Source organism: Micromonospora sp. SCSIO 07396 (assembly GCF_053667945.1).
This window is the reverse complement of record NZ_CM132210.1, coordinates 2,811,499-2,837,207: the sequence shown is the minus strand read 5'-3', so window position 1 is coordinate 2,837,207 and position 25,709 is coordinate 2,811,499. Positions and strand designations below refer to the sequence as shown.

Annotated in this window: 23 protein-coding genes; 15 read left to right on the top strand and 8 right to left on the bottom strand. The window is 73.6% G+C overall.

The genetic code is table 11. The features are described 5' to 3' along the window. Window positions 1–4: 4 nt before the first annotated feature. Both ACWCHM_RS12165 and ACWCHM_RS12160 read left to right on the top strand, forming a co-directional pair. A complete protein-coding gene (locus ACWCHM_RS12165; protein WP_088647100.1) occupies window positions 5–220 on the top strand; it encodes a DUF433 domain-containing protein in 216 nt (71 codons plus the stop codon). A 59-nt stretch (window positions 221–279) separates the two neighbouring features. Next, complete coding sequence (locus ACWCHM_RS12160) at window positions 280–771, top strand: Lrp/AsnC family transcriptional regulator (protein WP_204959833.1); 492 nt, start codon at window positions 280–282, stop codon at window positions 769–771. Window positions 772–787: 16 nt separating this feature from the next. Here the strand turns inward: ACWCHM_RS12160 and ACWCHM_RS12155 are convergent, their stop codons facing one another. Then, window positions 788–1,354: a histidine phosphatase family protein gene (locus ACWCHM_RS12155; protein WP_454222479.1), complete on the bottom strand. Its 567-nt coding sequence runs from the start codon at window positions 1,352–1,354 to the stop codon at window positions 788–790. A gap of 191 nt (window positions 1,355–1,545) precedes the next feature. On the opposite strand from ACWCHM_RS12155, the gene ACWCHM_RS12150 reads away from it, so the two are divergent. After that, complete coding sequence (locus ACWCHM_RS12150; RefSeq protein ID WP_204959831.1) at window positions 1,546–1,737, top strand: CsbD family protein; 192 nt, start codon at window positions 1,546–1,548, stop codon at window positions 1,735–1,737. Window positions 1,738–1,801: 64 nt separating this feature from the next. Next, on the top strand, window positions 1,802–2,137 hold the full coding sequence (locus tag ACWCHM_RS12145) for a YnfA family protein (protein ID WP_454222478.1): 336 nt from the start codon (window positions 1,802–1,804) through the stop codon (window positions 2,135–2,137). Between the two features lie 54 nt (window positions 2,138–2,191). On the opposite strand, the gene ACWCHM_RS12140 is transcribed toward ACWCHM_RS12145, so the two are convergent. Then, a complete protein-coding gene (locus tag ACWCHM_RS12140) occupies window positions 2,192–3,598 on the bottom strand; it encodes a KamA family radical SAM protein (protein WP_372446001.1) in 1,407 nt (468 codons plus the stop codon). Window positions 3,599–3,760: 162 nt separating this feature from the next. Here ACWCHM_RS12140 and kdd point away from each other — a divergent pair, with 162 nt between their 5' ends. The 9 genes from kdd (at window position 3,761) to ACWCHM_RS12095 (ending at window position 13,948) form a co-directional block, all read left to right on the top strand. Continuing rightward, window positions 3,761–4,822 (top strand): L-erythro-3,5-diaminohexanoate dehydrogenase, encoded by a 1,062-nt coding sequence (gene kdd / locus ACWCHM_RS12135; protein WP_449560102.1) that lies wholly within the window; start codon window positions 3,761–3,763, stop codon window positions 4,820–4,822. 5 nt (window positions 4,823–4,827) lie between these two features. Continuing rightward, the gene (locus ACWCHM_RS12130; protein WP_454222476.1) at window positions 4,828–6,393 is read left to right on the top strand and encodes an amidohydrolase; all 1,566 of its coding nucleotides are present in this window, start codon (window positions 4,828–4,830) and stop codon (window positions 6,391–6,393) included. Next, on the top strand, window positions 6,390–7,952 hold the full coding sequence (gene kamD, locus ACWCHM_RS12125; protein WP_421488396.1) for a lysine 5,6-aminomutase subunit alpha: 1,563 nt from the start codon (window positions 6,390–6,392) through the stop codon (window positions 7,950–7,952). The genes ACWCHM_RS12130 and kamD overlap by 4 nt, the downstream gene beginning before the upstream one ends. Further along, on the top strand, window positions 7,949–8,701 hold the full coding sequence (gene kamE, locus ACWCHM_RS12120; protein ID WP_204959827.1) for a lysine 5,6-aminomutase subunit beta: 753 nt from the start codon (window positions 7,949–7,951) through the stop codon (window positions 8,699–8,701). The genes kamD and kamE overlap by 4 nt, the downstream gene beginning before the upstream one ends. Beyond that, window positions 8,698–9,090 carry a 3-aminobutyryl-CoA ammonia lyase gene (gene kal, locus ACWCHM_RS12115; protein WP_204959826.1) on the top strand — a complete coding sequence of 131 codons (393 nt, stop codon included), beginning with the start codon at window positions 8,698–8,700 and terminating at the stop codon, window positions 9,088–9,090. The genes kamE and kal overlap by 4 nt, the downstream gene beginning before the upstream one ends. Next, window positions 9,087–10,433, top strand: a complete 1,347-nt coding sequence (locus tag ACWCHM_RS12110) for a glutamate mutase L (RefSeq protein ID WP_454222475.1) — start codon at window positions 9,087–9,089, stop codon at window positions 10,431–10,433. Before kal ends, ACWCHM_RS12110 begins: the two co-directional genes overlap by 4 nt. A 499-nt stretch (window positions 10,434–10,932) precedes the next feature. Next, complete coding sequence (lnt, locus tag ACWCHM_RS12105) at window positions 10,933–12,528, top strand: apolipoprotein N-acyltransferase (protein ID WP_454222474.1); 1,596 nt, start codon at window positions 10,933–10,935, stop codon at window positions 12,526–12,528. A 23-nt stretch (window positions 12,529–12,551) separates the two neighbouring features. Beyond that, complete coding sequence (locus ACWCHM_RS12100; RefSeq protein ID WP_281897607.1) at window positions 12,552–13,325, top strand: polyprenol monophosphomannose synthase; 774 nt, start codon at window positions 12,552–12,554, stop codon at window positions 13,323–13,325. Window positions 13,326–13,423: 98 nt separating this feature from the next. Then, window positions 13,424–13,948 carry an FxsA family protein gene (locus ACWCHM_RS12095; RefSeq protein ID WP_204959822.1) on the top strand — a complete coding sequence of 175 codons (525 nt, stop codon included), beginning with the start codon at window positions 13,424–13,426 and terminating at the stop codon, window positions 13,946–13,948. A gap of 58 nt (window positions 13,949–14,006) precedes the next feature. Here ACWCHM_RS12095 and ACWCHM_RS12090 read toward each other — a convergent pair whose 3' ends face one another. Next, window positions 14,007–14,348, bottom strand: coding sequence for an RNA polymerase-binding protein RbpA (locus ACWCHM_RS12090; RefSeq protein WP_007070998.1), 342 nt, complete (start codon window positions 14,346–14,348; stop codon window positions 14,007–14,009). Window positions 14,349–14,587: 239 nt separating this feature from the next. Between ACWCHM_RS12090 and ACWCHM_RS12085 the strand changes: the two genes are divergently transcribed. Continuing rightward, a complete protein-coding gene (locus ACWCHM_RS12085) occupies window positions 14,588–16,660 on the top strand; it encodes a molybdopterin-containing oxidoreductase family protein (RefSeq protein ID WP_454222473.1) in 2,073 nt (690 codons plus the stop codon). Here the strand turns inward: ACWCHM_RS12085 and ACWCHM_RS12080 are convergent. Beyond that, window positions 16,648–17,793 carry a hypothetical protein gene (locus tag ACWCHM_RS12080; protein ID WP_454222472.1) on the bottom strand — a complete coding sequence of 382 codons (1,146 nt, stop codon included), beginning with the start codon at window positions 17,791–17,793 and terminating at the stop codon, window positions 16,648–16,650. The genes ACWCHM_RS12085 and ACWCHM_RS12080 overlap by 13 nt on opposite strands. An 81-nt stretch (window positions 17,794–17,874) precedes the next feature. On the opposite strand from ACWCHM_RS12080, the gene ACWCHM_RS12075 reads away from it, so the two are divergent. Next, window positions 17,875–18,384: an NUDIX hydrolase gene (locus ACWCHM_RS12075; RefSeq protein WP_454222471.1), complete on the top strand. Its 510-nt coding sequence runs from the start codon at window positions 17,875–17,877 to the stop codon at window positions 18,382–18,384. Between the two features lie 9 nt (window positions 18,385–18,393). Here ACWCHM_RS12075 and ACWCHM_RS12070 read toward each other — a convergent pair whose 3' ends face one another. The 4 genes from ACWCHM_RS12070 to ACWCHM_RS12055 form a co-directional block, all read right to left on the bottom strand. Continuing rightward, complete coding sequence (locus ACWCHM_RS12070; RefSeq protein ID WP_454222470.1) at window positions 18,394–20,598, bottom strand: glycosyl hydrolase family 95 catalytic domain-containing protein; 2,205 nt, start codon at window positions 20,596–20,598, stop codon at window positions 18,394–18,396. After that, window positions 20,595–21,653 (bottom strand): LacI family DNA-binding transcriptional regulator, encoded by a 1,059-nt coding sequence (locus tag ACWCHM_RS12065; protein ID WP_204959817.1) that lies wholly within the window; start codon window positions 21,651–21,653, stop codon window positions 20,595–20,597. Before ACWCHM_RS12065 ends, ACWCHM_RS12070 begins: the two co-directional genes overlap by 4 nt. Beyond that, window positions 21,650–24,112, bottom strand: a complete 2,463-nt coding sequence (locus tag ACWCHM_RS12060; protein WP_454222468.1) for a glycoside hydrolase family 3 C-terminal domain-containing protein — start codon at window positions 24,110–24,112, stop codon at window positions 21,650–21,652. The genes ACWCHM_RS12065 and ACWCHM_RS12060 overlap by 4 nt, the downstream gene beginning before the upstream one ends. 235 nt (window positions 24,113–24,347) lie before the next feature. After that, complete coding sequence (locus tag ACWCHM_RS12055; protein WP_204959815.1) at window positions 24,348–25,568, bottom strand: ROK family transcriptional regulator; 1,221 nt, start codon at window positions 25,566–25,568, stop codon at window positions 24,348–24,350. Between the last annotated feature and the right edge of the window lie 141 nt (window positions 25,569–25,709).

Genomic DNA, 25,709 nt, shown 5'->3' with positions numbered 1-25,709 from the left:
GCCGGTGACGTTTCCCCGGATCACCATCGACCCCGAGGTGATGGGCGGCGCGCCCTGCGTGCGGCAGTCCCGTGTCCCGGTGGCGACCCTGCTGGCGATGATGGCGGAGGGGATGTCGGTGACGGACATCCTCACCGATCTGCCCTTCCTCGACGAGGAGGATCTGGCCGAGGTGCTCAACTTCGCGGCCGACGCGGTGCGCGACCGGGCGGCCCGCTGAGCGTCACATCGGGCGGGACGTCGTCGCCAGGGGAGCGCTCCACCGGGTAGGTTGCACGGGTGGAGGAGATCGACCGTGCCATCGTCGCCGCGCTGACCGCCGACGGCCGCCTGTCGTACACGGATCTAGCGGAGAGGGTCGGCCTGTCGGTCTCGGCCGTGCACCAGCGGGTCCGCCGGCTGGAACAGCGCGGCGTGATCAACGGGTACACAGCGCGGGTGTCGTTCGAGGCGTTGGACCTGCCGATGACCGCCTTCGTGGCGATCCGGCCGTTCGACCCGTCGCAGCCGGACGACGCGCCGGAGCGGCTGGCCCACCTGCCCGAGATCGACTCCTGCTACTCGGTGGCGGGGGAGGACTTCTACCTGCTCCTGGTGCGGGTGGCCGGGCCGGCCGGCCTGGAACGGGTGCTCCAGGAGATTCGCACCGCCGCCAACGTCACCACCCGTACGACTGTGGTGCTGTCCACCCCGTACGAGGGGCGTCCGCCGAAGGTGGAGGTGGGCGAGCTGCGGGGCCGTGGCCGCAGCGGCGCGGAGGCCCCGGCGTAGCTGCCGCAGCGGCCGCTCAGCGGCCGTTCCAGCGCAGGATGACCGGTCGGCCGTGTTCGTGGCCGAGCACGCTGACGGTGGCGGTGTCCAGGCGTAGTTTGCCGCCGCCTTCGGCGGGCAGGCCGATCCACCGGGCGCCGACGACCCGGAGCAGGTGGGCGTGCCCGACCAGGGCCACGTCGCCCTGGGCCAGCAGCGGCGTGAGCCGGGCCAGCAGCCGGTCGACCCGGTTGCCGACCTGGTCGGGGGACTCCCCGTCGGGGCAGCCGTCGGTCCAGATGTTCCAGTCGGGGCGTTCGGTGTGGATGTCGGCGGTGGTGCGGCCCTCGTACCGGCCGTAGTTCCATTCGGTGAGGTCGTCGTCGGTGCCGTCGACGGTGAGGCCGGCGAGCTGCGCGGTGCGCAGCGCCCGGCGTCGGGGGCTGGCGAGCACGGTGGCGAAGCGCTGCCCGGTCAGCACCCCGGCCAGCGCGCGGGCCTGCCGCTCACCGTCGGGGGTCAGCTCCAGGTCGGTGTACGAGGTGTGCCGTCGGCTGGCGCTCCACGTCGTCTCGCCGTGCCGGATCAGGATGATCTCGCTCATCCGCCCAGTCAACCAGCATCCGCCGGTCCCGGCCGGTCACCTATTGTCCTAGGATGCCCTAGAGGTGGTGCGCCCCGGCGCACCCCTTCTGACCAGCGCCTACGGCGCGATTTTGTTTCGTCCCGGCCCGATCGGGGACGCCACCGGTGCGGGGCTCCTGCCTCGTGACCGCCGCAGCGACAGGAGGCGACATGAGCTTCACCGACAAGGCGAAGAACAAGGCCCAGGAGCTGACCGGCGCCGCGAAGGAGCGGCTCGGCGACATGACCGACAACGAGCGGATGCGGGCCGAGGGCTCGACCGAGCAGAGCGAGGCGCGGGCCCGGCAGGCCGGCGAGCACGTCAAGGACGCCGGTCGGGACGTACGGGACGCCATGCGTTGACGGTCCGCGCCGGCCGGGTGGCCCCTGGGCACGGTACGGGGGCCACCCGGGTTAGCGTGCGGGCATGCTGGTCGCCCGTTCGTTGGTGTTGTTCGTGCTGGCCGCGCTCGCCGAGATCGGTGGGGCGTGGCTGATCTGGCAGGGCTGGCGGGAGCACCGGGGGTTGTGGTGGATCGCCGGCGGGGTGCTCGCGTTGGGCGTCTACGGTTTCATGGCGACGTTTCAGCCTGATGCGAACTTCGGCCGCATCCTGGCCGCGTACGGCGGGGTGTTCGTCGCGGGGTCGCTGGCGTGGGGCGTGGTGGTGGACGGCTTCCGGCCGGACCGGTGGGACCTGACGGGCGCGGCGATCTGCCTGCTCGGCGTCGCCGTGATCATGTACGCCCCGCGCGGGGCGTGACGGCCGCAGCGCCGGTGACCGGTCCGGGTCGCGGGGGCGGCGGGGTGGTGCGGGTCAGTCGTCGCGGTGCGCGGTCCACCACTGCTGGCCGGCCTCGGGGAGGGTGTCGATCGGGTCGTAGTAGGCGTAGCGCTTGTCGAGCGCCGCCAGGTCGGCCGATTCGATGGAGGTGCGGTAGTTCTTGGTCCAGTAGGAGATGCCGCGTTCCCGGTCGTACTCGGTGAGCATGTGCACCCAGCGCTTGCCGACGAAGGGCACGTCGCAGACGATCCGGGGGGTGGCGTAGCCGGGCAGGTAGCCCATGATGTCGTGCTGGAGCTGCTGGGCGTACCAGACCGGGACCCGCCAGTGCTCGGCGTTGGGGATCATGTCGCACATGTAGAAGTAGTAGGGCAGGATGCCGGCTTCGCCCTGCAGGGCGAAGCAGAGGTCGAGCAGGTCGGGGGCGGTGGCGTTGACGCCGCGCATGAGGACGCCCTGGTTGCGGACGTCGCGGACGCCGACGTCGAGGGCGGTCTGGGTGGCCCTGGCGACCAGTGGGGTGATCGACTGTGCGTGGTTGACGTGGGTGTGGATGGCCAGGTTGACGCCGCGGCGGGCGGCGGTGCGGGCGACCCGTTCCAGGCCCTCGACGACGTCGTTCTGGAGCCAGTGTTGGGGCAGGCCCATCAGGGCCTTGGTGGCGAGCCGGATGTCGCGGACGGTTTCGAGTTCGAGCAGCCGCATGAGGTACGACTCAAGGTTGCGCCAGGGGACGTTGGCCACGTCGCCGCCGGAGACGACCACGTCGCGGACGCCGGGGTGGGCCTTGAGGTAGCTGATGTGGGCGTCGTAGCGGTCGACGGGCTTGAGGGTGAGCTTGAGTTTGTCGACGGCGGGGGTGGAGTTGCCGACCAGGTCCATCCGGGTGCAGTGCCCGCAGTACTGCGGGCAGGTGGAGAGCAGTTCGGCGAGGACCTTGGTGGGGTAGCGGTGGGTGAGGCCCTCGGCGACCCACATGTCGTGTTCGTGTAGTGAGTCGCGGCTGGCGTAGGGGTGCGACGGCCAGTCGGTGCGCCGGTCGGCGGCGACGGGGATCATGTAGCGCCGGACGGGGTCGGCGCGGAACGCCTCGGTGGTCATCGGTGCGAACGGCACCATCGTGTTGATCATCTGGGGTGGCACCAGCATCGACATGGTGGCCAGGGCCTGCTGGTCGGCGGCGAGGTCGGCGTAGAAGGTCTCGTCGACGGTGTCGCCGAGGACGGCGCGCAGTTGCTTGATGTTCTTGACGCAGTTGACGCGTTGCCACTGGGCGCTCTCCCACTGCTCGCGGGTGACGTCACGCCAGCCGGGGAAGCGGGTCCAGTCGGGTTCGACCAGGGGGCTGCGGCGGTACTCGTAGGGCTGCCCGGCGGTGGGTGTGGCGGCGGGGGCGGGGCGGGGCCCGGGGATGGTCGCCATCGGTTGGGTCCGGGTCACGGCCCCTCCTCGTGCTGTGTTCGGCCGGGGTGACCGGCGGTCGATGATTGGTAGATCCCGAAGGCTACTGGAAAATATCCGGCGAAGAAATTAGTCTGCCGTAAGTTTTCCCGCGATGTGGGTCCTGGTCGGGGCTTCGGGCGGCGGAGAGGGGAGGTCGGCGTGACGTCACCGGTGGGTCTGCACCGCGTCGTGGAACCGGCGGGGGTGCTGCCGCAGGCGGCCTGGCGGTTGGACGCCGAGCCGCGGATCGCCCCGAACGAGGTGCGGATCCGGGTGGAGCGGTTGAACCTGGACGCGGCGAGTTTCCGGCAGTTGGCGCAGAAGCACGGTGGGGACGGCGAGAAGGTCCGGGCCGAGGTGCTGGAGATCGTGTCGGCGCGGGGCAAGATGCAGAATCCGGTGACCGGGTCGGGCGGGATGCTGATCGGCACGGTGGAGGAGGTCGGTCGGCGGTCACCGTTGGGGCTGGCGGTGGGTGACCGGGTGGCGACGTTGGTGTCGTTGACGCTGACCCCGCTGGTGATCCTCGACGGGTTGGCCCGCTGGGACGGGCGCAGCGAGCAGGTGCCGTGCGACGGGTACGCGATCCTGTTCGCCAGGTCGATCGCGGCGGTGCTGCCGGCGGATCTGCATCCGGAGTTGGCGTTGGCGGTGCTGGACGTGTGTGGTGCGCCGGCGTTGACGGCCCGGGTGGTCGCCGAGCAGGTGGCGCGGCGGGAGCGGGCCGGTGACGGGTCGCCGGTGTCGGTGGCGGTGATCGGTGGGGGCGGTAAGAGCGGGTCGTTGTCGTTGGCGGCGGCGCGGCGGGCGGGTGCCGGTCGTACGGTGGGGGTGGTGCCGGTGGCGGCGGAGCGGGACGCGCTGGTGGCGGCGGGTCTGGCGTCGGTGGTGGCGTTGGCTGACGCGCGGGATCCGGTGGGGTTGTCGTCGGCGGTGACGACGGCGTTGGGTGGGCCGGCGGACGTGACGGTGGTGTGCGTGGACGTGCCGGGGTGTGAGCACGGTGCGGTGTTGGCCACGGCGGACGGCGGCACGGTGATCTTCTTCTCGATGGCGACGAGTTTCGCGGCGGCGGCGTTGGGTGCGGAGGGGTTGGCGGCGGACGTGACGATGCTGGTGGGCAACGGTTACGTGCCGGGGCATGCGGAGTTGGCGTTGGGGTTGGTGCGCTCGGAGCCGGGGGTACGTGGTCTCTTCGCGTCCCGGTTGGCGGCAGACTGAGTGCCATGACGAACCCCTCGACGTTGTACCGCGGTGGAGTGCTGCACTGTCCGGCGGAGCCGAGCGCGACGGCGCTGCTGGTGCGGGACGGGCGGATCGCCTGGTTGGGTGGTGAGGCGGATGTGCCGGCCGCCGACCGGGTGGTGGAGTTGGACGGGGCGTTGGTGACGCCGGCGTTCGTGGACGCGCACGTGCATGCGACGGACACCGGGTTGGTGTTGTCGGGTCTGGATCTGTCGTCGGTGCGGTCGGCGGCCGGGTTGCTGGATGCGGTGGCGGTGTTCGCGGCGGGTCTGCCGTCGGATGCGGTGGTGTTGGGGCACGGCTGGGACGAGTCGGGTTGGGTGGATGCGGCGTTGCCGGATGCGGCGCGGTTGGATCGGGCGGCGGGTGGCCGGCGGGTGTATCTGTCGCAGGCGTCGATCCATTCGGCGTTGGTGTCGCAGGCGTTGCTGGCGGCGTGTCCGCAGGTGGCGGGTTTGCCGGGTTTCGACGCGTCGGGGTGGTTGCGGCGGGATGCGCATCACGTGGTGCGGGCGGCGGCGCGGGCGGGGGTGACGCGGGCGCAGCGGGTGGCGGCGCAGCGGGTGGCGTTGGCGCGGGCGGCGTCGTTGGGGATCGCGGCGGTGCACGAGTGTGGTGGGCCGGAGATTTCCGACGAGGAGGATTTCACGGGTTTGTTGGGTTTGTCGGGTGCGGGGTTGCCGGAGGTGTACGGGTACTGGGGTGAGTTGTCGGGGGCGGCGCGGGCGCGGGAGTTGGGGGCGGTGGGGGCGGGTGGTGATCTGTTCGCGGACGGGGCGTTGGGGTCGCGTACGGCGCATCTGTCGGGGCCGTACCGCGATGGTGAGGGGTGTGGGCACGGGTATCTGAGCGCGGATCAGGTGCGTGACCATCTGGTGGACTGTGCGGCGCACGGGGTGCAGGGCGGTTTCCACGCGATCGGTGATGCGGCGATCGGGACGGTGTTGGCGGGGTTCGCGGCGGCGGCTGCGGTGTTGGGCACGGACCGGGTGCGGGCGGCGCGGCATCGGGTGGAGCACGCGGAGATCATGAGCAAGCGGTTGATCGCCGGGTTCGTGGAGTACGGGATCGTGGCGAGCGTGCAGCCGGCGTTCGACCGGTTGTGGGGTGGTGCGGGCCGGATGTACGAGTCGCGGTTGGGGTTGGACCGGGCGTGGGAGTCGAACCCGATGGGGGCGATGCACGGGGTGGGGGTGGCGTTGGCTCTCGGTTCGGATTCGCCGGTGACGCCGTTGGATCCGTGGGGTTCGGTGCGGGCGGCGGCGGCGCACCACAATCCGGCGCAGCGGCTGAGTGTGCGGGCGGCGTTCGCGGCGCACACCCGGGGTGGGTGGCGGGCGGTGCATCTGGACAACGAGGGTGTGATCGCCAAGGGGGCGCCGGCGACGTTCGCGGTGTGGGAGGCCCCGGCGGGGGTGGAGCGGGGGTTGCCGGTGTTGCAGTCCGGGGATCCGGAGTTGCGGGGTCCGGGGGATCCGACGCCGTTGCCTGTGTGTCGGGCGACGGTGCTGCGTGGCGAGGTCATCTATGAGGAAGGCGTGTCGTGACGGCGAAGCTTGACCTGGATCCGGCGCTGGTGGCGCGGGCGCGGGAGTTGGCGCGTCGGGCCGGGCAGCCGGTGGTGGAGTTGGCGCGTACCCACACCACGGTGTCGGTGGAGCGGGCGGTGTTGCGGCTGGCCGGGGTGACCGGTGCGGACCCGGACGGTATTCCGTGGGTGAACCGGCTGGTGGACACGGTGGTGGCGGACGTGGGTCTGGGGCACGGGGTGGCGCTGCCGGTGTTCGATGCGCTGGTGCGGGAGCAGCACGGGGACGTGACGCTGCTGGCGCAGAAGGCCGCTGCCGGGTCGGTGCGGTTCGCGGTGCCGACGGGCAGGGCGGCCACGGCGGCGCGGCGGGCGGCGCGGCGGGCGGTGGGGGCGGGGGTGCGGCGGATCGACAGGCGGCGGGCCGAGCGGGATCGGCTCGTGCGGCGGTTCGGGGATCCGAAGCAGCGGCCGTGGATCTATCTGATCGTGGCGACGGGTGACATCTACGAGGACATTCCGCAGGCGCAGGCGGCGGCGCGGGCGGGTGCGGATGTGATCGCGGTGATCCGGTCGACGGGTCAGTCGTTGTTGGACTATGTGCCGGAGGGGGCGACCCGGGAGGGGTTCGCGGGCACATATGCGACGCAGGAGAACTTCCGGTTGATGCGGGCGGCGTTGGACGAGTCGTCGCGGGAGTTGGGTCGGTACGTGCGGTTGACGAACTACGCGTCGGGCCTGTGTATGCCGGAGATGGCCACGTTGGCGGGTCTGGAGCGGCTGGACATGATGCTCAACGACTCGATGTACGGGATTTTGTTCCGGGACATCAATCCGGTCCGGACGTTCGTGGATCAGCGGTTTTCGCGGCAGGTGCACGCGCGGGCGGGGATCGTCATCAACACCGGTGAGGACAACTACCTCACGACCGCCGACGCGGTCGAGGAGGCGCACACGGTGACGGTGTCGCAGTTGCTCAACGAGTTCTTCGCGCATGAGGCGGGGTTGACTGACGGGCAGTTGGGGTTGGGGCACGCGTTCGAGATCAATCCGGATGTGCCGGAGTCGTTCCGGTTGGAGTTGGCGCATGCGTTGTTGGCGCGGGAGTTGTTTCCGGATGCGCCGTTGAAGTGGATGCCGCCGACGAAGCACATGACGGGTGACGTGTTCCGGGGGAATCTGCTGGACGGGTTCTTCAATCTGGTGGGGACGATGACGGGGCAGGGGATCCTGCTGGTGGGGATGATGACCGAGGCGGTGGTGACGCCGTGGTTGTCGGACCGGGACATCGCCCTGCAGAACGTGCGGTACGTGTTGGGTGCTGCGGGTGGGCTGCACGAGGATTTCGTGCCGGCGTCGGGTGGGTTCATCCAGCAGCGGGCGCACCGGGTGTTGGGTGAGGCGGTGGAGTTGCTGGAGCGGATCGGGGAGCAGTCGTTGTTGACGGCGATCGCCGAGGGCACGTTCGGGATCATGAAGCGGCCGGCGGACCGGGGTAAGGGCCTGTCCGGGGTGGCGCGGCACGACGCGGACTACTACAACCCGGCCACGGAGATCCTGGAGCGGCAACCATCATGAGTGAGAAGACGGTGGTGCGGCCGTACGGGGACACGACGGGTGACGGCATGGTGCAGGTGTCGTTCACGTTGCCGGTGTCGCACGACAAGCGGGCCGAGGGTGCGGCGGTGCAGTTGGCGAACAGGATGGGCATCGATCCGGCGATGCTGGTGCACGCGAAGCCGATGAGTGACGGGTTCACGTTCTTCGTGGTTTATGGGCGGGTGAACCATCTGGTGGACCTGGCGCAGGTGCAGGTGGTGGAGCGGGACTTTCCGCTGCTGTCGGCCAAGGAGGTCAACGCGGTGGTGAAGCGGCGGTTGCGGCGCAAGTTGTCGGTGGTGGGGGCGTGTATCGGCACGGATGCGCACACCGTGGGTATCGACGCGATCCTCAACGTGAAGGGTATCGCCGGGGAGAAGGGTCTGGAGTACTACCGGGAGTTGAAGGTGTCGAATCTGGGTGCGCAGGTGAGTGTGCCGGAGTTGGTGGAGGCGGCGCGGCGGGAGCGGGCCGATGCGGTGCTGGTGTCGCAGGTGGTGACGCAGCGTGATGCGCATCTGCACAACACGCGGGAGATGTCGGCGGCGTTCCGGGAGGCGATGCCGGCGGGGAGGCGGCCGTTGCTGATCGTGGGTGGGCCGCGGTTCGACGAGACGATGACGGCGGAGCTGGGGGTGGACCGGATCTTCGGTCGGGGTACCACGCCGGGTGAGGTGGCGTCGTATCTGGTGCATGCGTTGGTGACGAGCAGGGAGGCGCGGGGATGAGTGGTGCCCGGTTGGGGTTGACGGTGACGCATCGGCGGTATGTGCCGTACGCGCATGCCCACTATGCGGGGAACCTGGTGGATGGGGCGTACGTGTTGGGGTTGTTCGGGGACGTGGCGACGGAGGTGTGTATCCGTACCGATGGGGACGAGGGGTTGTTCGCGTCGTATTCGGATGTGCAGTTCGTGTCGTCGGTGCGGGCGGGTGACGTGGTGGAGGTGACGGCGACGGTGGTGCGGGTGGGTACCCGTAGCCGGGGGATCGATTTCGTGGCGCGGGTGGTGTGTCGGGGGCGGCCGGAGCGGGGTGCGTCGGCGGCGGAGGTGTTGGCGGAGCCGGTGGTGGCGGTGACGGCGACGGGCACCGTGGTCGTTGCGGCGGCGGCGTGAGGTTGGCGGTCTGCGCTGACGTCGGGTCGACCTGGACGAAGGCGGCGGTGGTGGATCTGGACGCGGGCCGGTTGGTGGGGGCGGCGTCGGCGCCTACGTCGGTGGGGACCGATGTGCTGCACGGATTGGATGCGGCGGTGGGTGCGGCGGCCGATGGGGCCGGTGCGGGGGCGGCGGGGGCGTTGCCGTGGTTCGTGTGTTCGTCGGCGGGTGGTGGGTTGCGGCTGGCGGTGGTGGGTTACGAGCCGTTGGTGACCGCGCAGGCGGGTCGTCGGGTGGGGTTGTCGGCGGGCGCGAACGTGGTGCACGTGGCGGCGGGCCGGTTGGGGGCGGCGGAGCTGGCGGCGGTGCGGGCGACCCGCCCGGACGTGGTGTTGCTGGTGGGGGGCACCGACGGTGGGGACGTCGATACGGTGACGCACAACGCGACGCGGTTGGCGCGGGCCCGGTGGCGGGTGCCGGTGGTGCTGGCGGGCAACGTGGAGGTGCGGGAGACGCTGCGGGGGGTGTTGACGGCGGCGGGGGTGCCGGTGACGGTGGCGGACAATGTGCTGCCCCGGATCGGGGTGTTGGCGCCGGCGTCGGCGCGGGCGGCGATCCGGGAGGTGTTCCTGCGGCATGTCATCGGTGGGAAGCGGTTGTCGCGGGGGGCCCGGTTCGGCCGGTTGGTGCGGGCGGCGACCCCGGATGCGGTGTTGACCGGGGTGGAGGTCCTCGCCGATGTGGTGGGTGGTGATCTGGTGGTGGTGGATGTGGGTGGGGCGACGACGGATGTGTATTCGGTGTTGACGCCGGACGAGCGGGCCGACGGGCCGGGTCGGGAGGTGGCGGGGTCGTTGTGGCGGGCCCGCACGGTGGAGGGTGACCTGGGGATGCGGTGGAGTGCGCCGGGGGTGGTGCGGGCGGCGGTGGAGGAGCGGTTGTTGGATGCGGCGGGGCAGGAGGCGTTGGGGGTGGCGGCGGCGGCGCGGGCGGCCGAGCCGGGGTTCCTGCCTGTCGACGGTCGGGACCGGGCGGTGGAGGGGCGGTTCGCGGCGTTGGCGGCGACGGTGGCGTTGCGGCGGCATGCCCGGGGTGCGGCGACGGGGGAGCGGGCCGGGCGGGATCTGCGGGACGTGCGGCTGTTGGTGGGTTCCGGGGGTGTGCTGCGTCACGCCGATGCGGGGGCGGCGGTGGGGGTGTTGACGCAGGTGTTGACCGACCATGCGGGTGGGTGGCCGTTGCCGCGGGCGGCGCGGCCGGTGGTGGACGTGGATTATGTGCTGGCTGCCGGTGGGTTGCTCGCCGGGGAGCATCCGGGGGCGGCGGGGGCGTTGCTGCGGCGGCATCTGGGTGGGGATTGAGCCGCGCCGACGCGACACGCCGGGTTGGTGGGGGCGACTGGCCGGGGGTGGGTTGACAGCGGCGGGGGTGTAGGCCGTACCGTCTTTGAGTCCTACTACGGGAAGCGGCTGTTGTTCGCTTCGTCCCTTCGTCCGCTGGCCGAGCGACATTGTTGGTGTATCGCGTCGCGGCGGCCAGGTCCAGCGGGCGGGGGTCGGCGGGGCGGCGCGAACCGGCCGCGGTTACCGGTGTACGGGCAGGGTGAGGGGCACGGCCAGTAGACAACGGCCAGGCGGGGGCAGCCAGTCCACCGTCGGGTCGGTCCGAAGGTCGGCGTCGCTCGTTCTCGCCCCACCGGCCGGGAAGGGCCTGGGAGCATCGGGGCGCGGCTTAGGCCGCGCCCCGATTTCGTGTCCGCCCACCGCTTCGCACGGCGACGTCGGCCGGTTCGGGCTCGGTGGCGTCGGGGTGCCGGGCTGGGGCGGGTAGCCTTCGGCCCGTGATCGTGGTGAGGTGCCGGTGACGACGCTCGACCGGGATGAGACGCGTACCCCGACTGTGGTGCGGCCGGTGGCGTCGCCGTTGCCGTTGCGGGTGGCGGTGCCGGTGGCGGTGGCCGCCGGGGTGGCGTTGCTGGCGGCGTTCCCGCCGTACGGGTGGTGGCCGTTGGCGGCGGTCGGGGTGGCCGGGTTGGCGGCGGTGACGCACCGGCGGCGGCTGCGGGCGGGCGCCGGTTTGGGTTTCCTGACCGGGGTGGCGTTGTTCGCGCCGCTGCTGGCGTGGACGAACCTGCACACCGGGCTGCTGCCGTGGGTGCTGCTGTCGTTGTTGCAGGCCGGCTACCTGGCGGTGCTGGGGGCGGCGACGGCGTGGGTGTCGCCGGTGGTGGACCGGTGGCGGTGGGCGTGGCCGCCGGTGACCGGGGTGTTGTGGGTGGGGCAGGAGGCGCTGCGGGACCGTACCCCGTTCGGTGGGTTCCCGTGGGGGCGGTTGGCGTTCAGTCAGGATGCGTCGCCGCTGCTGGGTTGGGCGTGGTTGGGGGGTGCGCCGCTGGTCACCGGGGTGGTGGCGGTGGCCGGCGGGTTGCTGCTGGTGGCGGTGTGGCGGCGGTGGCCGGGGGTGCGGTGGCAGCCGGTGGTCGGGGCGGCGGCGGGGGTGGTGGCGCTGGTGGCGGTGGGGTGGCTGGTGCCGTCGGGGGCCGATTCGGGTGGCCGGTCGGTGCGGGTGGCGATCGTGCAGGGCAACGTGCCCCGGTTGGGTTTGGATTTCAACGCCCAACGGCAGGCGGTGCTGAACAACCACGTCGACGCGACGTTGCAGTTGGCGGAGCGGGTCGCCTCCGGTGCCGAGCGGCGGCCCGACCTGGTGGTGTGGCCGGAGAACTCCTCGGACATCGATCCGTTGCGCAACGCCGCGGCGGGGGCGCGGATCTCGCAGGCGGCCGACGCGGTCGGCGCGCCGATCCTGGTCGGGGCGGTGCTGGCCGGCCCGGGTGACGGTGAGGTCCGCAACGCGGGCATCCTGTGGCGGCCGGGCAGCGGCCCGGATCTGGGCCAGGTGTACACGAAACGGCATCCGGTGCCGTTCGCCGAGTACGTGCCGATGCGGTCGGTGGCGCGTGCGGTGTCCAAGCAGGTCGACCGGGTGCGGGCCGATTTCGTCGCGGGGTCGACGCCGGGGGTGGTCGACGCGGGTCCGGTGGTGCTCGGTGACGTGATCTGTTTCGAGGTGGCCTACGACGGGCTGGTGCGGGACACCGTCGACGGTGGGGCGCAGTTGCTGGTGGTGCAGACGAACAACGCCACGTTCGACGTGGCGGAGGCCCGGCAGCAGTTGGCGATGGTGCGGTTGCGGGCGGTGGAGCACGGTCGTGCGGCGTTGATGGCCTCGACGGTCGGGGTGTCCGGGTTCGTCGCCCCGGACGGGCGGGTAAGCGACGCCACCGGGTTCAACACCCGGGCGGTGGTGGTGCGGGAGGTGACGCTCGCCGACGGGCGTACCCCGGCCACCCGGGCCGGTCGGTGGCCGGAGGTGGCGCTGGCCGGGTTGGCGGTCGTGGCCCTGGTCGTCGCGGGGGCGGTGCGGCGTCGCCGGGAGGTCACCACCGGCGGGTGAGCCGGCAGGAACGGGGGACGGACGTGGGTGAGGCAGCCGCGGGACAGCCGGGGGTGGGCCGGGTGCTGGTGGTGATCCCCACCTACAACGAGGCCGACAACGTCGCCGACGTGGTGGCCCGGGTGCGTCGGGCCGCGCCGGCGGTGGACGTGCTGGTCGCCGACGACAACAGCCCCGACGGTACGGGGACGCTGGCCGAGGCGATGGCCGGCACCGACGCTCAGGTGCACGTGCTGCACCGGCCCGGTAAGCAGGGGTTGGGGGCGGCGTACCTGGCGGGGTTCGGGTGGGCGCGGCAGCACGGCTACGACGCGGTGGTGGAGATGGACGCCGACGGGTCGCACGCTCCGGAGGACCTGCCGGCGTTGCTGGTGGCGGCCCGGGACGCCGACGTGGTGATCGGGTCGCGGTGGGTGGGTGGGGCGCGGGTGGTGAACTGGCCGTGGCGGCGGCTGCTGCTGTCGCGGTGCGGGAACCTGTACGCGCGGATGGCGTTGGGGATGCCGGTGTCGGATGCGACGGGCGGGTTCCGGGTGTACCGGTTGTCGGCGTTGCGGGCGATGGGCCTTTCGTCGGTGTGTTCGCAGGGGTATTCGTTCCAGGTGGAGTTGTCGCGGTTGGCGCACCGGGCGGGGGTGCGGATCGTGGAGGTGCCGATCACGTTCGTCGAGCGGGAGCGGGGGGCCAGCAAGATGAGTCCGCTGATCGTGGCCGAGGCGTTGTGGCGGATCACCACGTGGGGGTTGCGGGACCGGCGGCCGGTGCGGTGGCGTCGTGGTCACGACCGGTGGCCGTGAGTGGGGGCGTGGCATGCTGGAGGGGCGGGCCTGTCGCCCCGCGGGCATTGTCCGGCCGGTGGCGGTGAGCGGGTGCCGCGCGACGCGGATGAGGTGAGATGCGCCGATACCTGAGGTTCGTGCCACCGGCCCTGCTGCTGGCGGTGGTGGCGGAGTTGGCCGTGTTCATCGGGGTGGGCCGGACCGTCGGGTTCGGTGCGGCGGTGCTGCTGGTGTTCGCCGCGTCCCTGCTGGGGTTGGTGTTGCTGCGCCGGGAGGGGATGCGCGCCTGGCGGGGGTTCCGCACGTCGGTGGAGTCCCGGCAGCCGCCGGGCCGGCAGGTGACCGACGGGCTGGTCGGTTTGGCCGGTGCGTTGCTGCTGGCGATCCCTGGCCTGCTCAGTGGGCTGGTGGGGGTGTTGCTGCTGGTGCCGCCGGTGCGCCGGTTGGCGCGGGCCGGGGTGCAACGGGCCACCGAGCGGCGGGTGTCGTCGATGGTCGCCGGTGACCTGTTCGGTCCGCGTACGGTGCGGGTGCGGCGGGGGGAGCCGGCCGCGCCGCCGCCGGAGGATGTGGTGGCTCCGCAGGTGGTCGACGGGGGGCGGGCCATCGAGGGGGAGATCGTGGAGCCCCGCCGGCCCTGAACACCTGACACACCACGACGCCCCCGGACGTGTTCCGGGGGCGTCGTGGTGATGTGGGTCAGGCGCGGCCGCGGCGGGTGCGGACCTCCTGGAGCCGTTCGGCGAGGATGTCCTCCAGCTCGGCGATGGACCGCCGCTCCAGCAGCATGTCCCAGTGGGTACGCGGCGGCTTGGCCTTCTTCTGTTCCGGTTCGGTGCCGTCGACGAGCCGGGCGACGCTGCCGTCGAACTTGCATTCCCAGGTGGTGGGGACCTCGGCGTCGACGGCGAACGGCACCTCGAACTGGTGGCCCTTGGCGCAGAGGTACTCGCGGGTCTGGCGCGGCGCGAGCTCCGTGTTGCGGTCGGATTCGTAGCTGACCGCGCCCAGCCGGCTACCGCGCAGCATGCGCTCGCCCATGTTCGACTTCCCCTCGCTCGTGGTGCTGGTCTTCCGGTGTAACGGCCGGTCACCGCCGGGGCATTCCCGCCCGGCGGATGGGACGACCCCCGCAAGGGTAGCCGGCCACCACACCGACCCGGCGGGTTCGCCCCGGCCGGGTCGACATCGGTGTGTGCACCGCGATGGTAGCCGCCGTGGGCCGCCGGGGCAGCCGGGACGGGCCGTGCGGGGCCGCCGGTGGCGATAGCATCCGCGGCATGGCCACCACCGTGCATCCCGGCGCGTGTCCCCTGGACTGCCCCGACACCTGCGTCTGGCAGCTCACCGTCACCGACGGGCGTCCGGTGGGGTTGCGTGGCGATCCGGAGCATCCGTTCACCCGGGGCGCGTTGTGCGGCAAGGTGAACCGTTACCTCGACGCGGTCACCGGCCCCGACCGGCTGACCACCCCCCTGGTGCGGGTCGGCCCGAAGGGTGTCGGGCCGGTGTCGTACCGGCCGGCGAGTTGGGAGGAGGCGGTCCGGCGGGTCGCCGACGGGTTACGCGCCAGCATCGACGTGCACGGCCCGGAGTCGGTCCTGCCGTACTACTTCGCCGGCACGATGGGGCTGGTGCAGGGCTGGTCGATGGGTCCGCGGCTGTTCGCGCACCTGGGGGCGTCGCGGCTGCGGACCACCATCTGCACGGCCGCGTCCCGGGCCGCGCTCGGGTCGGTGTACGGCGGGTCGGTCGGTTTCGAACCGGAGTCGGTGGTCGAGGCGAAACTGGTCATCCTGTGGGGGGCGAACCTGCTCGCCACCAATCTGCACCACTGGCCGTTCGTGCGGCAGGCCCAGCAGCGGGGCGCCCACGTGGTCACCATCGACCCGCTGCGCACCGACACCGCCGCCCGCAGCGACGAGCACGTGGCGCCACTGCCCGGCACCGACGCCGCGTTGGCGCTGGGGTTGATGCGGCACGTGCGGGACGTCGGCGCGGTCGACCGGTCGTGGGTGGCCGCGCACACCGTCGGCTGGGAGCGGATGGAGGCCCGCCTCGACCAGTGGCCGGTGCAGCGGGCTGCCGCCGAGTGTGGTCTCGACGTCGACGTGGTGCGGGACCTCGGCGAGCGGATCGCCACCACCCGTCCCACCGCCATCCGGGTCGGGTTGGGTCTGCAACGGCACGCCGGTGCCGGGCAGGCGGTCCGCGCCATCGCGGCGATTCCCCTGCTCACCGGGGATTTCCGGTATCCCGGTGGTGGGGCGTTGGCCACCACCAGCGGGCACCACCGCATCGACGCCGACCGGGTCGCCCGGCCCGCCGGGATGTCCGCGCCGCCGGCCCGGTCGATCAACATGAGTCGGCTCGCCGCGGCGCTCACCGACGAGGCCGATCCGCCGGTCACCGCGCTGGTGGTCTTCGACACCAACCCGGTGGCGACCGTGCCCGACCAGAACCGGTTGCGGCGTGGCCTGACCCGCGCCGACCTGTTCACCGTGGTGCTGGAGCAACGCTGGACCGACACCTGTGACTTCGCCGACGTGGTGCTGCCGGCCACCATGCAGCCGGAACACCTCGACCTGCACACCTCCTACGGCCACCACTACGCCACCCTGAACCGGCCGGTGCTCGACCCGCCGGGTCAGGCGCTGCCCAACACGGAGATCTTCCGGCGGATCGCCGCGGCCCTCGGGTTGGACCATCCGCGGCTGCGCGACAGCGACGAGGACCTGGTGCGGCAGCTGCTCGACGACACCGGCATCGACTACGACGAGTTGAGCCGCCGTACGTACGTGCGGGCCACGGGTGTGGCGGTGGGGTCGGCCCCGTACGCGGCGGGCGGGTTCCCCAGCCTCGACGGGCGGGCCCGGTTCCACGATCCGCGGCTGACCGCGCAGGGCGTCGACCCGCTCGTCGGGTACACCCCGCCGGCGGAGGTGGGTGACGCGGTGCTGGCCCGCCGGTTCCCCCTGGCGTTGATCTCCCCGGCGGGCCGGTTCTTCCTCAACTCGACGTTCGCGTCGCTGCCGTGGCATCTCGGTCGTACCGGCCCGCCGCGTATCCACCTGCACCCCGTCGACGCCGCCGCCCGGGGTCTGGCCGACGGCGACCCGGCGCGGGTGCACAACGACCGGGGGGAGTTCCTGGCCACCGTCGCCGTGGACGACGCCACCCGCCCCGGGTTGGCGTTCACCTACAAGGCGTACTGGGCGCGGTTGAGCCCCGGCGGCAGCACCGTCAACGCGGTCACCGGGGTCCGGGACACCGACCTCGGTGGTGGGCCGACGTTCCACGACACCCGGGTCGAGGTGGCGGCCGCCCCGGCCGACGTGGCTCAGCCCGACTGACCGCTGAGCCGCGCCAACGCGGTGGCCAGGTCACTGACCTGGTTGGCGAGTTGACCGGCGCGGCGTTGGGCGGCGTCGGCGTCGGCCAACGCCCGGTCCAGGTCGGCCAGTCGGGCCCGGTCGGCGGCCGATGCCCGGTGCGCCCGCTGCAACTCGGCGTGGGCCTCGGTCAGCTCGGCGGTCAGGGCGTCCACCCGGGCCAGCGCGGCGGCCAGTTCCTCGGCGGCGTGGGCGGTCCGCGCGGCGGCCTCCTCCCGGGCGGCGTCGGCGTCGGTGCGCGCGCCGTCGGCGTCACGGCGGGCCGCCTGCGCCGCGGCCTCGGCCTGCCGGGCCTGGTCGGCGGCGGCGGTGGCGTCGGCGCGGGCCGCCGCCTCGGCGGCCTGCGCCTGCCGGGTCTCCTGGCGGGCGGCGGTGGCGTCGGCGGCGGCCCGCTGCGCGTCGGTGGCGTGCCGGGCGGCGTCGGCGCGGGCGGCGTCCCGGTCGACGGTCAGGTCCGCGGCGAGTTGCCGGGCGGCGTCCCGGTCGGCGCGCAGCGCCCGCAGCTCGTGGCGGGCGGCGTCGCGGTCCCGTTCGGCCTGCACCCGCAGCGCCTGGGCGGCGGCGGTGTCCCGGCGGGCCGTGTCGGCGGCGGCGACTGCCTGTTCGGTCTGTTCCTGGGCGGCGGCGGCGCGGGCGTCGGCCTGCTCCGCGCGGTCGCGGGCCGCATCGGCGGCGGCGAGCGCGGACCGGGTCTCCTGCCGGGCGCGGGCGGCCTCGGCGGCGGCCGTCTCGGCGGCCTCGCGGGCCTCGTCGCGGGCGGTGTGCGCGGCGGCGATCTCGGCGGCGGCGTCGGCGCGGGCCTGGGCGAGCTGCCGCTGCACCCCGGCCGGGGACAACTCGGCGTGCAACGCCTCGGTGAGGGTCTGCACCACCTGGTCGAGCCGGTCGACGACCTCCCAGGTGCGGGCCACCTGACCGGGCAGGCCGGGGGCGTTGCGGTGGCGCATCCGCGAGTTGCGCGACGCCCGCTGGCAGGCGCCGTCGTTGTCCCGGCAGTACCGGAAGGGACGTCCCGCGCCGGCGCGTTGCGGCACGTCACGTCCACAGTGCGCGCAGGGACGCAGGTCGTCGGGGGTGGTGGGCTGCGGGTCCATCGACGGGGAAGTCTAGAGGCTGCCCGGGCGCGCCCCCACCACCGGTAGGTCCCGGCCGGCCGGGACCGTTACCGTGGGCCGGTGGCCGTCTCCCCGTACATCTCGAAGTTGCGCGCCCACGTGGGGCACGACCTGCTGTTGCTACCCGGGGTGACCGGGGTGGTCCACGACGACGCCGGGCGGGTGCTGCTGGCCCGCCGCGCCGACAACGGCCGCTGGTCGCTGCCGGCGGGTGTGGTCGACCCGGGTGAGCAGCCCGCCGACGCGGTCGTGCGGGAGGTGTGGGAGGAGACCGGGGTGCGGGTCGTCGTCGAGCGGATCGCCGGGGTCGCCACCCACCCGGTGGTGTACCCCAACGGTGACGTCTGCGAGTACCTCAACGTGTGGTTCCGGTGCCGGCCGGTCGGTGGGCGGCCCCGCGCCGACGGTGACGAGTCCACCGAGGTCGGCTGGTTCGCCCCCGACGCGTTGCCGGAGCTGGACGAGTGGGCGCGGCTGCGGCTGGACACCGCCGCCGCCCCCGACGCCGCCCCCTGGTGGGCGCGTCCCGGCCAGCGGCATCCCGCCCTGTGCCGGCCCGACGCGCTGTGACCCGGCGGGTCACCGGCGGTGGGTCACCCGCACCGGGGTGCCCGCCGGCAGGTCACAGCCGGTGTCGCCGTAGGGGCTGCGGACCCGGATCCGTTGGCCGGTCGCGGCGACCAGCCGGGCGGTGACCTGACCGTCGTCCCAGCTCAGCTCGTCGACGGTGAGCCGGCCCCGGCAGGTCACCCCGCGCAGCGTCCCCCGGGGCAGGCCCGGCGGCAGCGCCGGCAGCAGCCGCAGCAGGCCCGGCCGGGACTGCACCAGCGCCTCGATCAGCACCGCCGGCAGGGTGTGCGCCGCGTCGGCGTTGTAGGTCACCCGGCCCGGGTTGTGGGCGCTCATCAACGACCGGAAGAACATGTCCGCCGCGACGATCCGCCTCAGGTACGTCCCGACCAGCGGCCCGTCGCCGAGGCGGGCGGCCACCAGGGCCCGGTGCAGGGTGCCGTGGGCGGAGCCGTCCTCGTCGCCGCGGACGGTCAACGCCCGGTGCGCCGCCGCCGCCAGCTCCGGGGTGTCGTCGGGGTCGATCTCCCCGGTCGGCCACACCGGGTAGAGGTGGCTGACGTGCCGGTGGTCGTCGTCGGGGCGGTAGCCGGGCCACGCCCACTCGGCCAGCGCGCCCCGCGCGTCGATGCGGTAGCCGGGCAGCCGGTCCCGGACCGCCGCCCACCGCTGCGACCCGGTCACCTCGGCGGCGACGGTCATCGCGTGCCGGGCGGCGGCGACGTCCATGGTGGCGTTCACGGCGACCGGCACCGGCCGGCCGGCGTCGTCGAGGGGACCGGTCTCCGGCGAGTACGACGGCACCAGCGCCGGCTGCCCGTCGACGTCGGTGAGCACGTCGGTGAAGAAGTCCGCCACCTCGGCCAGCCACCCGGCCACCTCCCCCAGCGGTTCCCCGGTCACCTGGTGGTGTTCGTACAGCGGGTGCAGCAGCCAGTGCGCACCGGCCAGCCACGCGGTGAACGGCCAGTGCGGGTGGACGTGGAACAGGTGCCCGTGTTCACCGTCGGTGCGGCTGGGCGCCAGTAGGCCCCGTGCCCCGTAGACGGCGTGGGCGTTGTCCCGCCAGTGCCCGACCTGGGCGCGGACCAGCCGGGCGTGCGCGGCGGTCACCTCCGGCAACGCGCCGACGTTCGCGCCGGCCAGTTGCAGGTTGAGGTTCGCGTCGGTGGTGAAGTCCCCCGCCCAGGCCGCGTCCCAGGAACCCGTCCAGATGCCGGTCAGTCGGGGCGGCAGCACCCCGCTGGCGCTGAACAGCAGGTACCGGCCGGCGTGGAAGAGCCGTTCCAGCAGCGCCGGGTCCAACCGGTCACCGGCGGTGGCCTGCCGGGCGAGCAGCGCGCCCACGGGCAGGTCCCGGTCCGCCGCCGACACCGCCAGGTCCAGGTCGACCCGCCGGTAGGGGCCGGTGTGCCGGGTGACGTGCCGGGCCAGCAGCGTCGGGTAGTCGGCCGGGCCGTCGGCGAGTCGCCGCTGCTGCGCGGCGGTGGGCCACGCCGCGGTGGCGGTGCGTTCCACAGCGGTGGTCAGCAGCGCCGGCCCGCGTACCAGCACCCGGTCACCGGCGGGTTCGGCGTCGCCCCGGACCAGGGTCACCGCCTCGAAGCCGTACGCGCCGCCGACGTCGGGGTAGCGGCCCCGCACCCGCAGGAACACCAGCCCGTCGTGGCGGTGGGCGGTGGTGTCGTAGTGCACCGTGTCGGGGCGGCCGGGCAGGTCACCTGTCGCCCCGACGACACAGTCGCCCTGGTCGAGGTGGGTGACGACCAGCCGGTCGGCGCGGGAGACGAAACTGCGTCGCCGCCGCCCGGACCACCGCACCACCACCTCGCCGGTGGTGAAGTCGGTGTGCCGCCGGTAGTCCCGCACCGGCGTCGCGGGGGCGTCGACGGTCAGCGCGAACCCCGGATGGTACGACTGGGTCCAGGCCAGGTCCCGGCCGCCGGTGAGCAGTTCACCGGCCTCGGCGCGGCGGCCGGTGAGGACCAGTTCCCGGATCCGGGGCAGCAGTGCGGCCAGGTGTGGGGCCCGCGCGTCGTGGGTGCCGTTGGGCAGCACGAACCGGTGGTGGTTGACCACCAGCCGTTCGGCGTGCGGGTCGCCGGGGACCATCAGCCCGTACTCGCCGTTTCCGGTGAGGAAGGCGTCGGTCCAGTCGACGGCCGGTGCGTCGTCCCAGACCTGGTGTGCCGACGGGGGTGGCCCGCCGGTCACCGGGGGGTCCGGGCCGTCGGTGCGGCGGTGCTGTCCCGGATGGTCAGTCGGGGCGGCAGCAGCGTCACCTCGGGCACCGCCTCGTCGTGCAGTTTGCGCATCAGCAACGCCACCGCCTGCCGGCCGATCTCCTCGGCGGGCACCGGCACCGAGGTGATCCGGGGTGCGGCCTGTTCGGCGAACTGGTCGGGGCAGATCGCCACCACCGACATGTCCTGCGGCACCCGCCGGCCGAGGGTGGGCAGGCAGGCCAGCACCGGCCCGACGGCCGCCTCGTTCTGCACCACCAGCGCCGACAGGTCGGGGTGCCGGTCGAGCAGGTCGGCCAGTTCCTGACGGATCGCGGCGGGCCCCTCCTCGAAGGGTTGGGTGACGACGGTGACGCCGTGCCGGTCGGCGGCGGCGGCCACCCCGGCGCGGGTGCGGTGGGCGAAGCCGGTGCCCCGGTCGTAGACGGCGGCGGGTGCGCCGAGCAGCGCCACCCGGTGGTGCCCGAGCCGGGCCAGGTGTTCCACGCACACCTGACCGGCGCGGTGGAAGTCCAGGTCCACACAGGTCAGGCCGGTCGGGTCGGCGGGGACGCCGATCAGGACGCTGGGTCGGGTCAGGTCCCGCAGCAGCGGCACCCGCGAGTCGTCCAACTCGACGTCCATCACCAGCATCCCGTCGACCATGGCGCTGCCGGCGATGCGGCGCAGCCCCGACGGCCCCTCGTCGGAGGTGACGAGCAGGACGTCGTGGTCGAAGCGGCGGGCCGTGGTGACCACCGCGATGGCGAACTGCATCACCACCGGCACCTGCATGCCGGCGCGCAGCGGCAGGACCAGGGCGATGGTGTTGGCGCGGCGGCTGGCCAGCGCCCGCGCCCCGGCGTTGGGGTGGTAGCCCAGTTCCCGGATGCTGGCCAGCACCCGGGTGCGGGTCACCTCGGAGATGGCCCGTTTGCCGCTGAGCACGTACGACACGGTGCTGACCGCCACCCCGGCGTGCCGGGCGACGTCGACGATGGTGACCTGGTCGGGCGATTTGCGGCTGCGCCCGGGTGCGCCGGTCACCGGGTACCGCCGGCGGCGACCGCCGGGCGGGGCCGCGGCGCGGCGGCGCGGGTGTGCACGGTCACCGCGCCGACGGCGCGGATGTCGCGGGCGGAGCGGCCCACCAGCAGGGTGTGGGTGGCGTCCTCCAGCACCGGGCCGCCGCGTTGCTCGTCCCACCAGGTCAGGTCGTCGACGCGCAGCCGCAGGGTGACCGTGCGCCGCTGGCCGGGGGTGAGGGTGACCCGGGTGAAGTCACGCAGCTGCCGCAGCGGCTGCTTGACCCGGGAGCGTCGCTGCCGGGTGTAGAGCTGCACGATCTCCTCGCCCTCCCGGTCGCCGGTGTTGGTGACCTCGACGCTCACCTCGACCTCGTCGCCGGCGTTGACCGTCGGCGTGTCGACCCGCAGGTCAGCGTAGTCGAACCGGGCGTAGCTGAGGCCGTGCCCGAACGGGTACAGCGGCTCTCCCCGGTAGTAGAGGTAGGTGCTGTCGGCGCCGATCACGTCGTAGTCGAGCAGGTCGGGCAGGTCGGCGGCATCGGGGTACCACGTCTGGGTGAGCCGGCCGCCGGGGTCGGCGGCACCGAGCAGCACCTGCGTCAGGGCGGTGCCGTGCTCCTGACCGCCGTGCGCCGACCACAGCACCGCCGGCAGGTGCTCGTGCGCCCAGCCCACCGCGTACGGGTAGCTGCTGGTGAGCACCAGCACGGTCTGCGGGTTCGCCGCGTGCACGGCGCGCAGCAGCCGTTCCTGCCCGGCGGGCAGGGCCAGGTCGACCCGGTCCTCGGTCTCCCGGCCGTTGACCATCGGGTGGTTGCCGAGGACGACGACGGCCACGTCGGCGGCGTCGGCCAGCGCGGCGGCCTCGGCCGCGCCGTCGGCGACGAGTTCGACGGTGAACGCGGTGGCGGTGTCCGGGTCGGTGGCGTCGGCGCGTAGCCGTCCGCCCTCGTCGACCCGCACGTACGCGCCGGTGGCGAGGTGGTGCAGCAGGGCGGTGCCGTCGGGGCGGTGCCGGAAGCGGAAGGTTTCCCGCACGATCCAGCCGCCCGGTCCGGGGCGGTCGTTGGCCAGTGCCCCGTCGTCGGCGGCGCCGACGTGCCGGCCGTTGGCGACGGCGCGCAGCGCCACCACGTCCTGCCCCCAGTCGAACACGTCGAACCAGGTGCCGTCGCGGCCGTCGTCGGCGGTCAGCGGCCCGCCCTCGGAGGAGCGGGGGCAGCGGACGTACCGGTCGCCGACACGCAACGCGATCCGGTCGGCGCCACAGTGGTGGGTGACGGTGGGTAGTTCCCGGGCCAGTGCCTCCCGGACGGTGACCGCGTACGGCAGGGTGCCGCTGTACCAGTCCTCGTGGACGGTGTCGGCGAGCGGGCCGAGGACCGCGACCCGCGGTGGGGTGCGGGTGGGCAGTGGCAGCAGCCCGTCGTTGTCGAGCAGCACGATCGACTGGCGGGCGGCCTCGCGGGCCAGGTCCCGGTGGGCGGGGCTGTCGAGCAGGTCGGGGGAGACCCCGGCGAACGGGTCCTGCCCGGGTGGGTCCAGGTCGCCGAGGCGGATACGGATGGTGAGGATGCGCCGGACGGCCCGGTCCACGTCGGATTCGTCGACGAGTCCCCGGCGCAGGGCTTCGGTCAGGCGTTGGACGGTGGGTGCGCTGTCGGTGTCGTCCTCGGTGAAGTTGTCGATGCCGGCGCGCAGGGCGGCGGCGAAGCCGGTGACGTGGTCGGGTAGGTGGCGCTGTACGCCGGCGAGGTTGGTGACGGCCCCGGCGTCGCCGACGACCATCACCTCGTCGCTGGTCCACCGGCGCAGCTCGCCGTTCAGCAGTGGGCTCAGGTGGGCGGGCACCCCGTCGACCAGGTTGTAGGAGGCCATCACGGCGACCGCCGCACCGGCGGCGAGGGGGGCGCGGAACGCGGGGAGTTCGTATTCGTGCAGGACCCGGGGTGGCAGGTCGCTGGAGGTGGTGGCCCGGTCGGTCTCGTTGTTGTAGCCGAGGAAGTGTTTGACCGTCGGGGCGGTGCGCAGCCGGTGGGGGTGGTCGCCGCGCAGCCCGTGGGCGTAGGCGGTGGCGAGCCGGCCGGTGAGCCACGGGTCCTCCGACCAGCCTTCCTCGTTGCGGCCCCAGCGGGGGTCGCGCAGCGGGTTGACCACCGGTGCCCACACGTTGAGCCCGACGCCTGCGGGGTCGGCCTGGTGTTTGATGCGTACCTCGGTGCCGACGGCGTCGCCGACGGCCCGGATCAGGTCGGGGTTCCAGCTGCTGGCCAGGCCGATGGCCTGCGGGAAGACGGTGGCCGGGCCGAGCCAGGCGACCCCGTGCAGCGCCTCGGTGCCGGTGCGGAAGCCGGGCAGGCCGAGCCGGGGCACGGGGGCCTGCCACTGGTGCAGCAGGCCGATCTTCTCCGGCAGGGTGAGCCGGGTCAGCAGGTCGTCGGCGTGCGCTTCGGGGGACGGTCCGGTGGGGTCGTTCATCTGCGGTTACCTTCCGGTGGATCGCGGTGAGGCGTCCGGCCGGCGGTCGAAGCGTTTCGACGGCCGTGGTGACGTGCGGCATCGCGCGGTGAGGGTGGTGGCGGTCGTCGGCCCGGAGCGGCGAAGCGCTTCGACGACTGCGGAAAACACGCCGCCCCGGGTGCCCGAACGACGGGGCGGCGGTTCGAGGTTGGCACCTGCGCGTCGGCCGGTCAAGGGGTGACCGGCACCCGGATCAGTCGACGGGGAGTCGACCGGCCTCGATGGCGGCCAACGCGGCGGTGGCACCGCCGAGCGCGGTGGCGGCCGAGTCCAGCGTGGAGGCGTCGAGACGGCAGCCCCCGGCCTGCGGGGCGAGGGTCCGGGTGACCAGTTCCGCGCGGGCGGCCGGCAGCAGCCACGGCGCCAGGGTGGCGAAGTGCCCGCCGACCACGATCGCCTCGGGGTTGAGCAGGTTCGCCAGGATCGACGCCCCGTGCCCGAGGCGCCTGCCGATCTCGGCGAGCCCGGCCAGCACCGCCGGTTCCTCCTGCCGGGCCGACGCCACGATCCGGTCGAGTTCGGGCAGGTAGTCGGTGACCGGGCCGTCCCGGGTGGTGTCGGGCAGCAGGCGGGCCACCACGGCCGGCAGCGCGGTCCACGCGGCCAGGCAGCCGCGTCGGCCGCAGGGGCACGGGGGCCCGGCCGGGTCGAGGCTGAGGTGGCCGAGTTCACCGGCGTGGCCCCGGCCACCGCGCAGCAGCCGGCCACCGGCGAGGACCCCCGCGCCGACGGAGACCCCGCCGGTGACGTGGACCAGGTCGGTGGCGCCGGCGTACGCGCCGTGCCGCTGCTCGGCCAGCACGGCGAGGTTGGCGTCGGTGTCCACCGTGACGGTGAACCCGGTTTCGCGCAGCGCGGCCCGCAGGTCGGCGGCGAGCGGCACGTCACGCCAGCCGAGGCCGCTGGCCAGGGGCACCCCGCCGGTGGTGTCGACCAGGCCGGGCACCCCGACGGCGAGGCCGAGCACGGTGCGGCCCTGCCCGGTGACCCGGCCGATCGCGCGTCGGGCGAGGGTGGCCAGCGCCCGGACGGTGTCGGCGGGGGAGGCGGTCGAGGTGGGGAACGCCCGTCGCCAGGTGAGCAGCCGGTTGCCGCCCAGGTCCACGGCGACCACCACCAGATCGTCCGCGCCGATCTGCAGGCCCAGCGCCGCGTACTGCGCGCCGTCGAGGACGAGCATGGTGGCGGGGCGGCCGACCCGGTTGCCGGTCAGCCCGGTCTCGCGGACCAGTCGTCTGTCGAGCAGTTCGCCCACCAGGCTGGACACGGTGGCCTTGTTGAGCCCGGTGGCGGCGGCTATGTCGGCCCGGGAGCAGGGCGCGTGCAGGCGGACGTGCCGCAGGACCACGGCCCGGTTGGCCACCCGGACGTCGCCCAGGTCGGTCGCCTGCGGTTCGTTGTGGATGCTGATCACGGTCTGTCCGCTCCCTGCGCCCGACGGTGGGTGGTGCCGTGCCGGTGCATCATCGCCCACCGTCGACCCCGCACGGGCACGCCGGGTCGGCCGGTGGGCGACGCCGTCGGCGGGCCGGTGCACCGTCGGAACGTCTGTTCG

Excerpts from the sequence above, each read along its gene's own strand:
- ACWCHM_RS12060 (WP_454222468.1), bottom strand. The coding sequence starts at position 24,112 with ATGAACGACCCCACCGGACCGTCCCCCGAAGCGCACGCCGACGACCTG.
- ACWCHM_RS12155 (WP_454222479.1), bottom strand. The coding sequence starts at position 1,354 with ATGAGCGAGATCATCCTGATCCGGCACGGCGAGACGACGTGGAGCGCC.
- ACWCHM_RS12145 (WP_454222478.1), top strand. The coding sequence starts at position 1,802 with ATGCTGGTCGCCCGTTCGTTGGTGTTGTTCGTGCTGGCCGCGCTCGCC.
- ACWCHM_RS12095 (WP_204959822.1), top strand. The coding sequence starts at position 13,424 with ATGCGCCGATACCTGAGGTTCGTGCCACCGGCCCTGCTGCTGGCGGTG.
- kamE (WP_204959827.1), top strand. The coding sequence starts at position 7,949 with ATGAGTGAGAAGACGGTGGTGCGGCCGTACGGGGACACGACGGGTGAC.
- ACWCHM_RS12150 (WP_204959831.1), top strand. The coding sequence starts at position 1,546 with ATGAGCTTCACCGACAAGGCGAAGAACAAGGCCCAGGAGCTGACCGGC.
- ACWCHM_RS12085 (WP_454222473.1), top strand. The coding sequence starts at position 14,588 with ATGGCCACCACCGTGCATCCCGGCGCGTGTCCCCTGGACTGCCCCGAC.
- kal (WP_204959826.1), top strand. The coding sequence starts at position 8,698 with ATGAGTGGTGCCCGGTTGGGGTTGACGGTGACGCATCGGCGGTATGTG.
- ACWCHM_RS12090 (WP_007070998.1), bottom strand. The coding sequence starts at position 14,348 with ATGGGCGAGCGCATGCTGCGCGGTAGCCGGCTGGGCGCGGTCAGCTAC.
- ACWCHM_RS12080 (WP_454222472.1), bottom strand. The coding sequence starts at position 17,793 with ATGGACCCGCAGCCCACCACCCCCGACGACCTGCGTCCCTGCGCGCAC.
- ACWCHM_RS12130 (WP_454222476.1), top strand. The coding sequence starts at position 4,828 with ATGACGAACCCCTCGACGTTGTACCGCGGTGGAGTGCTGCACTGTCCG.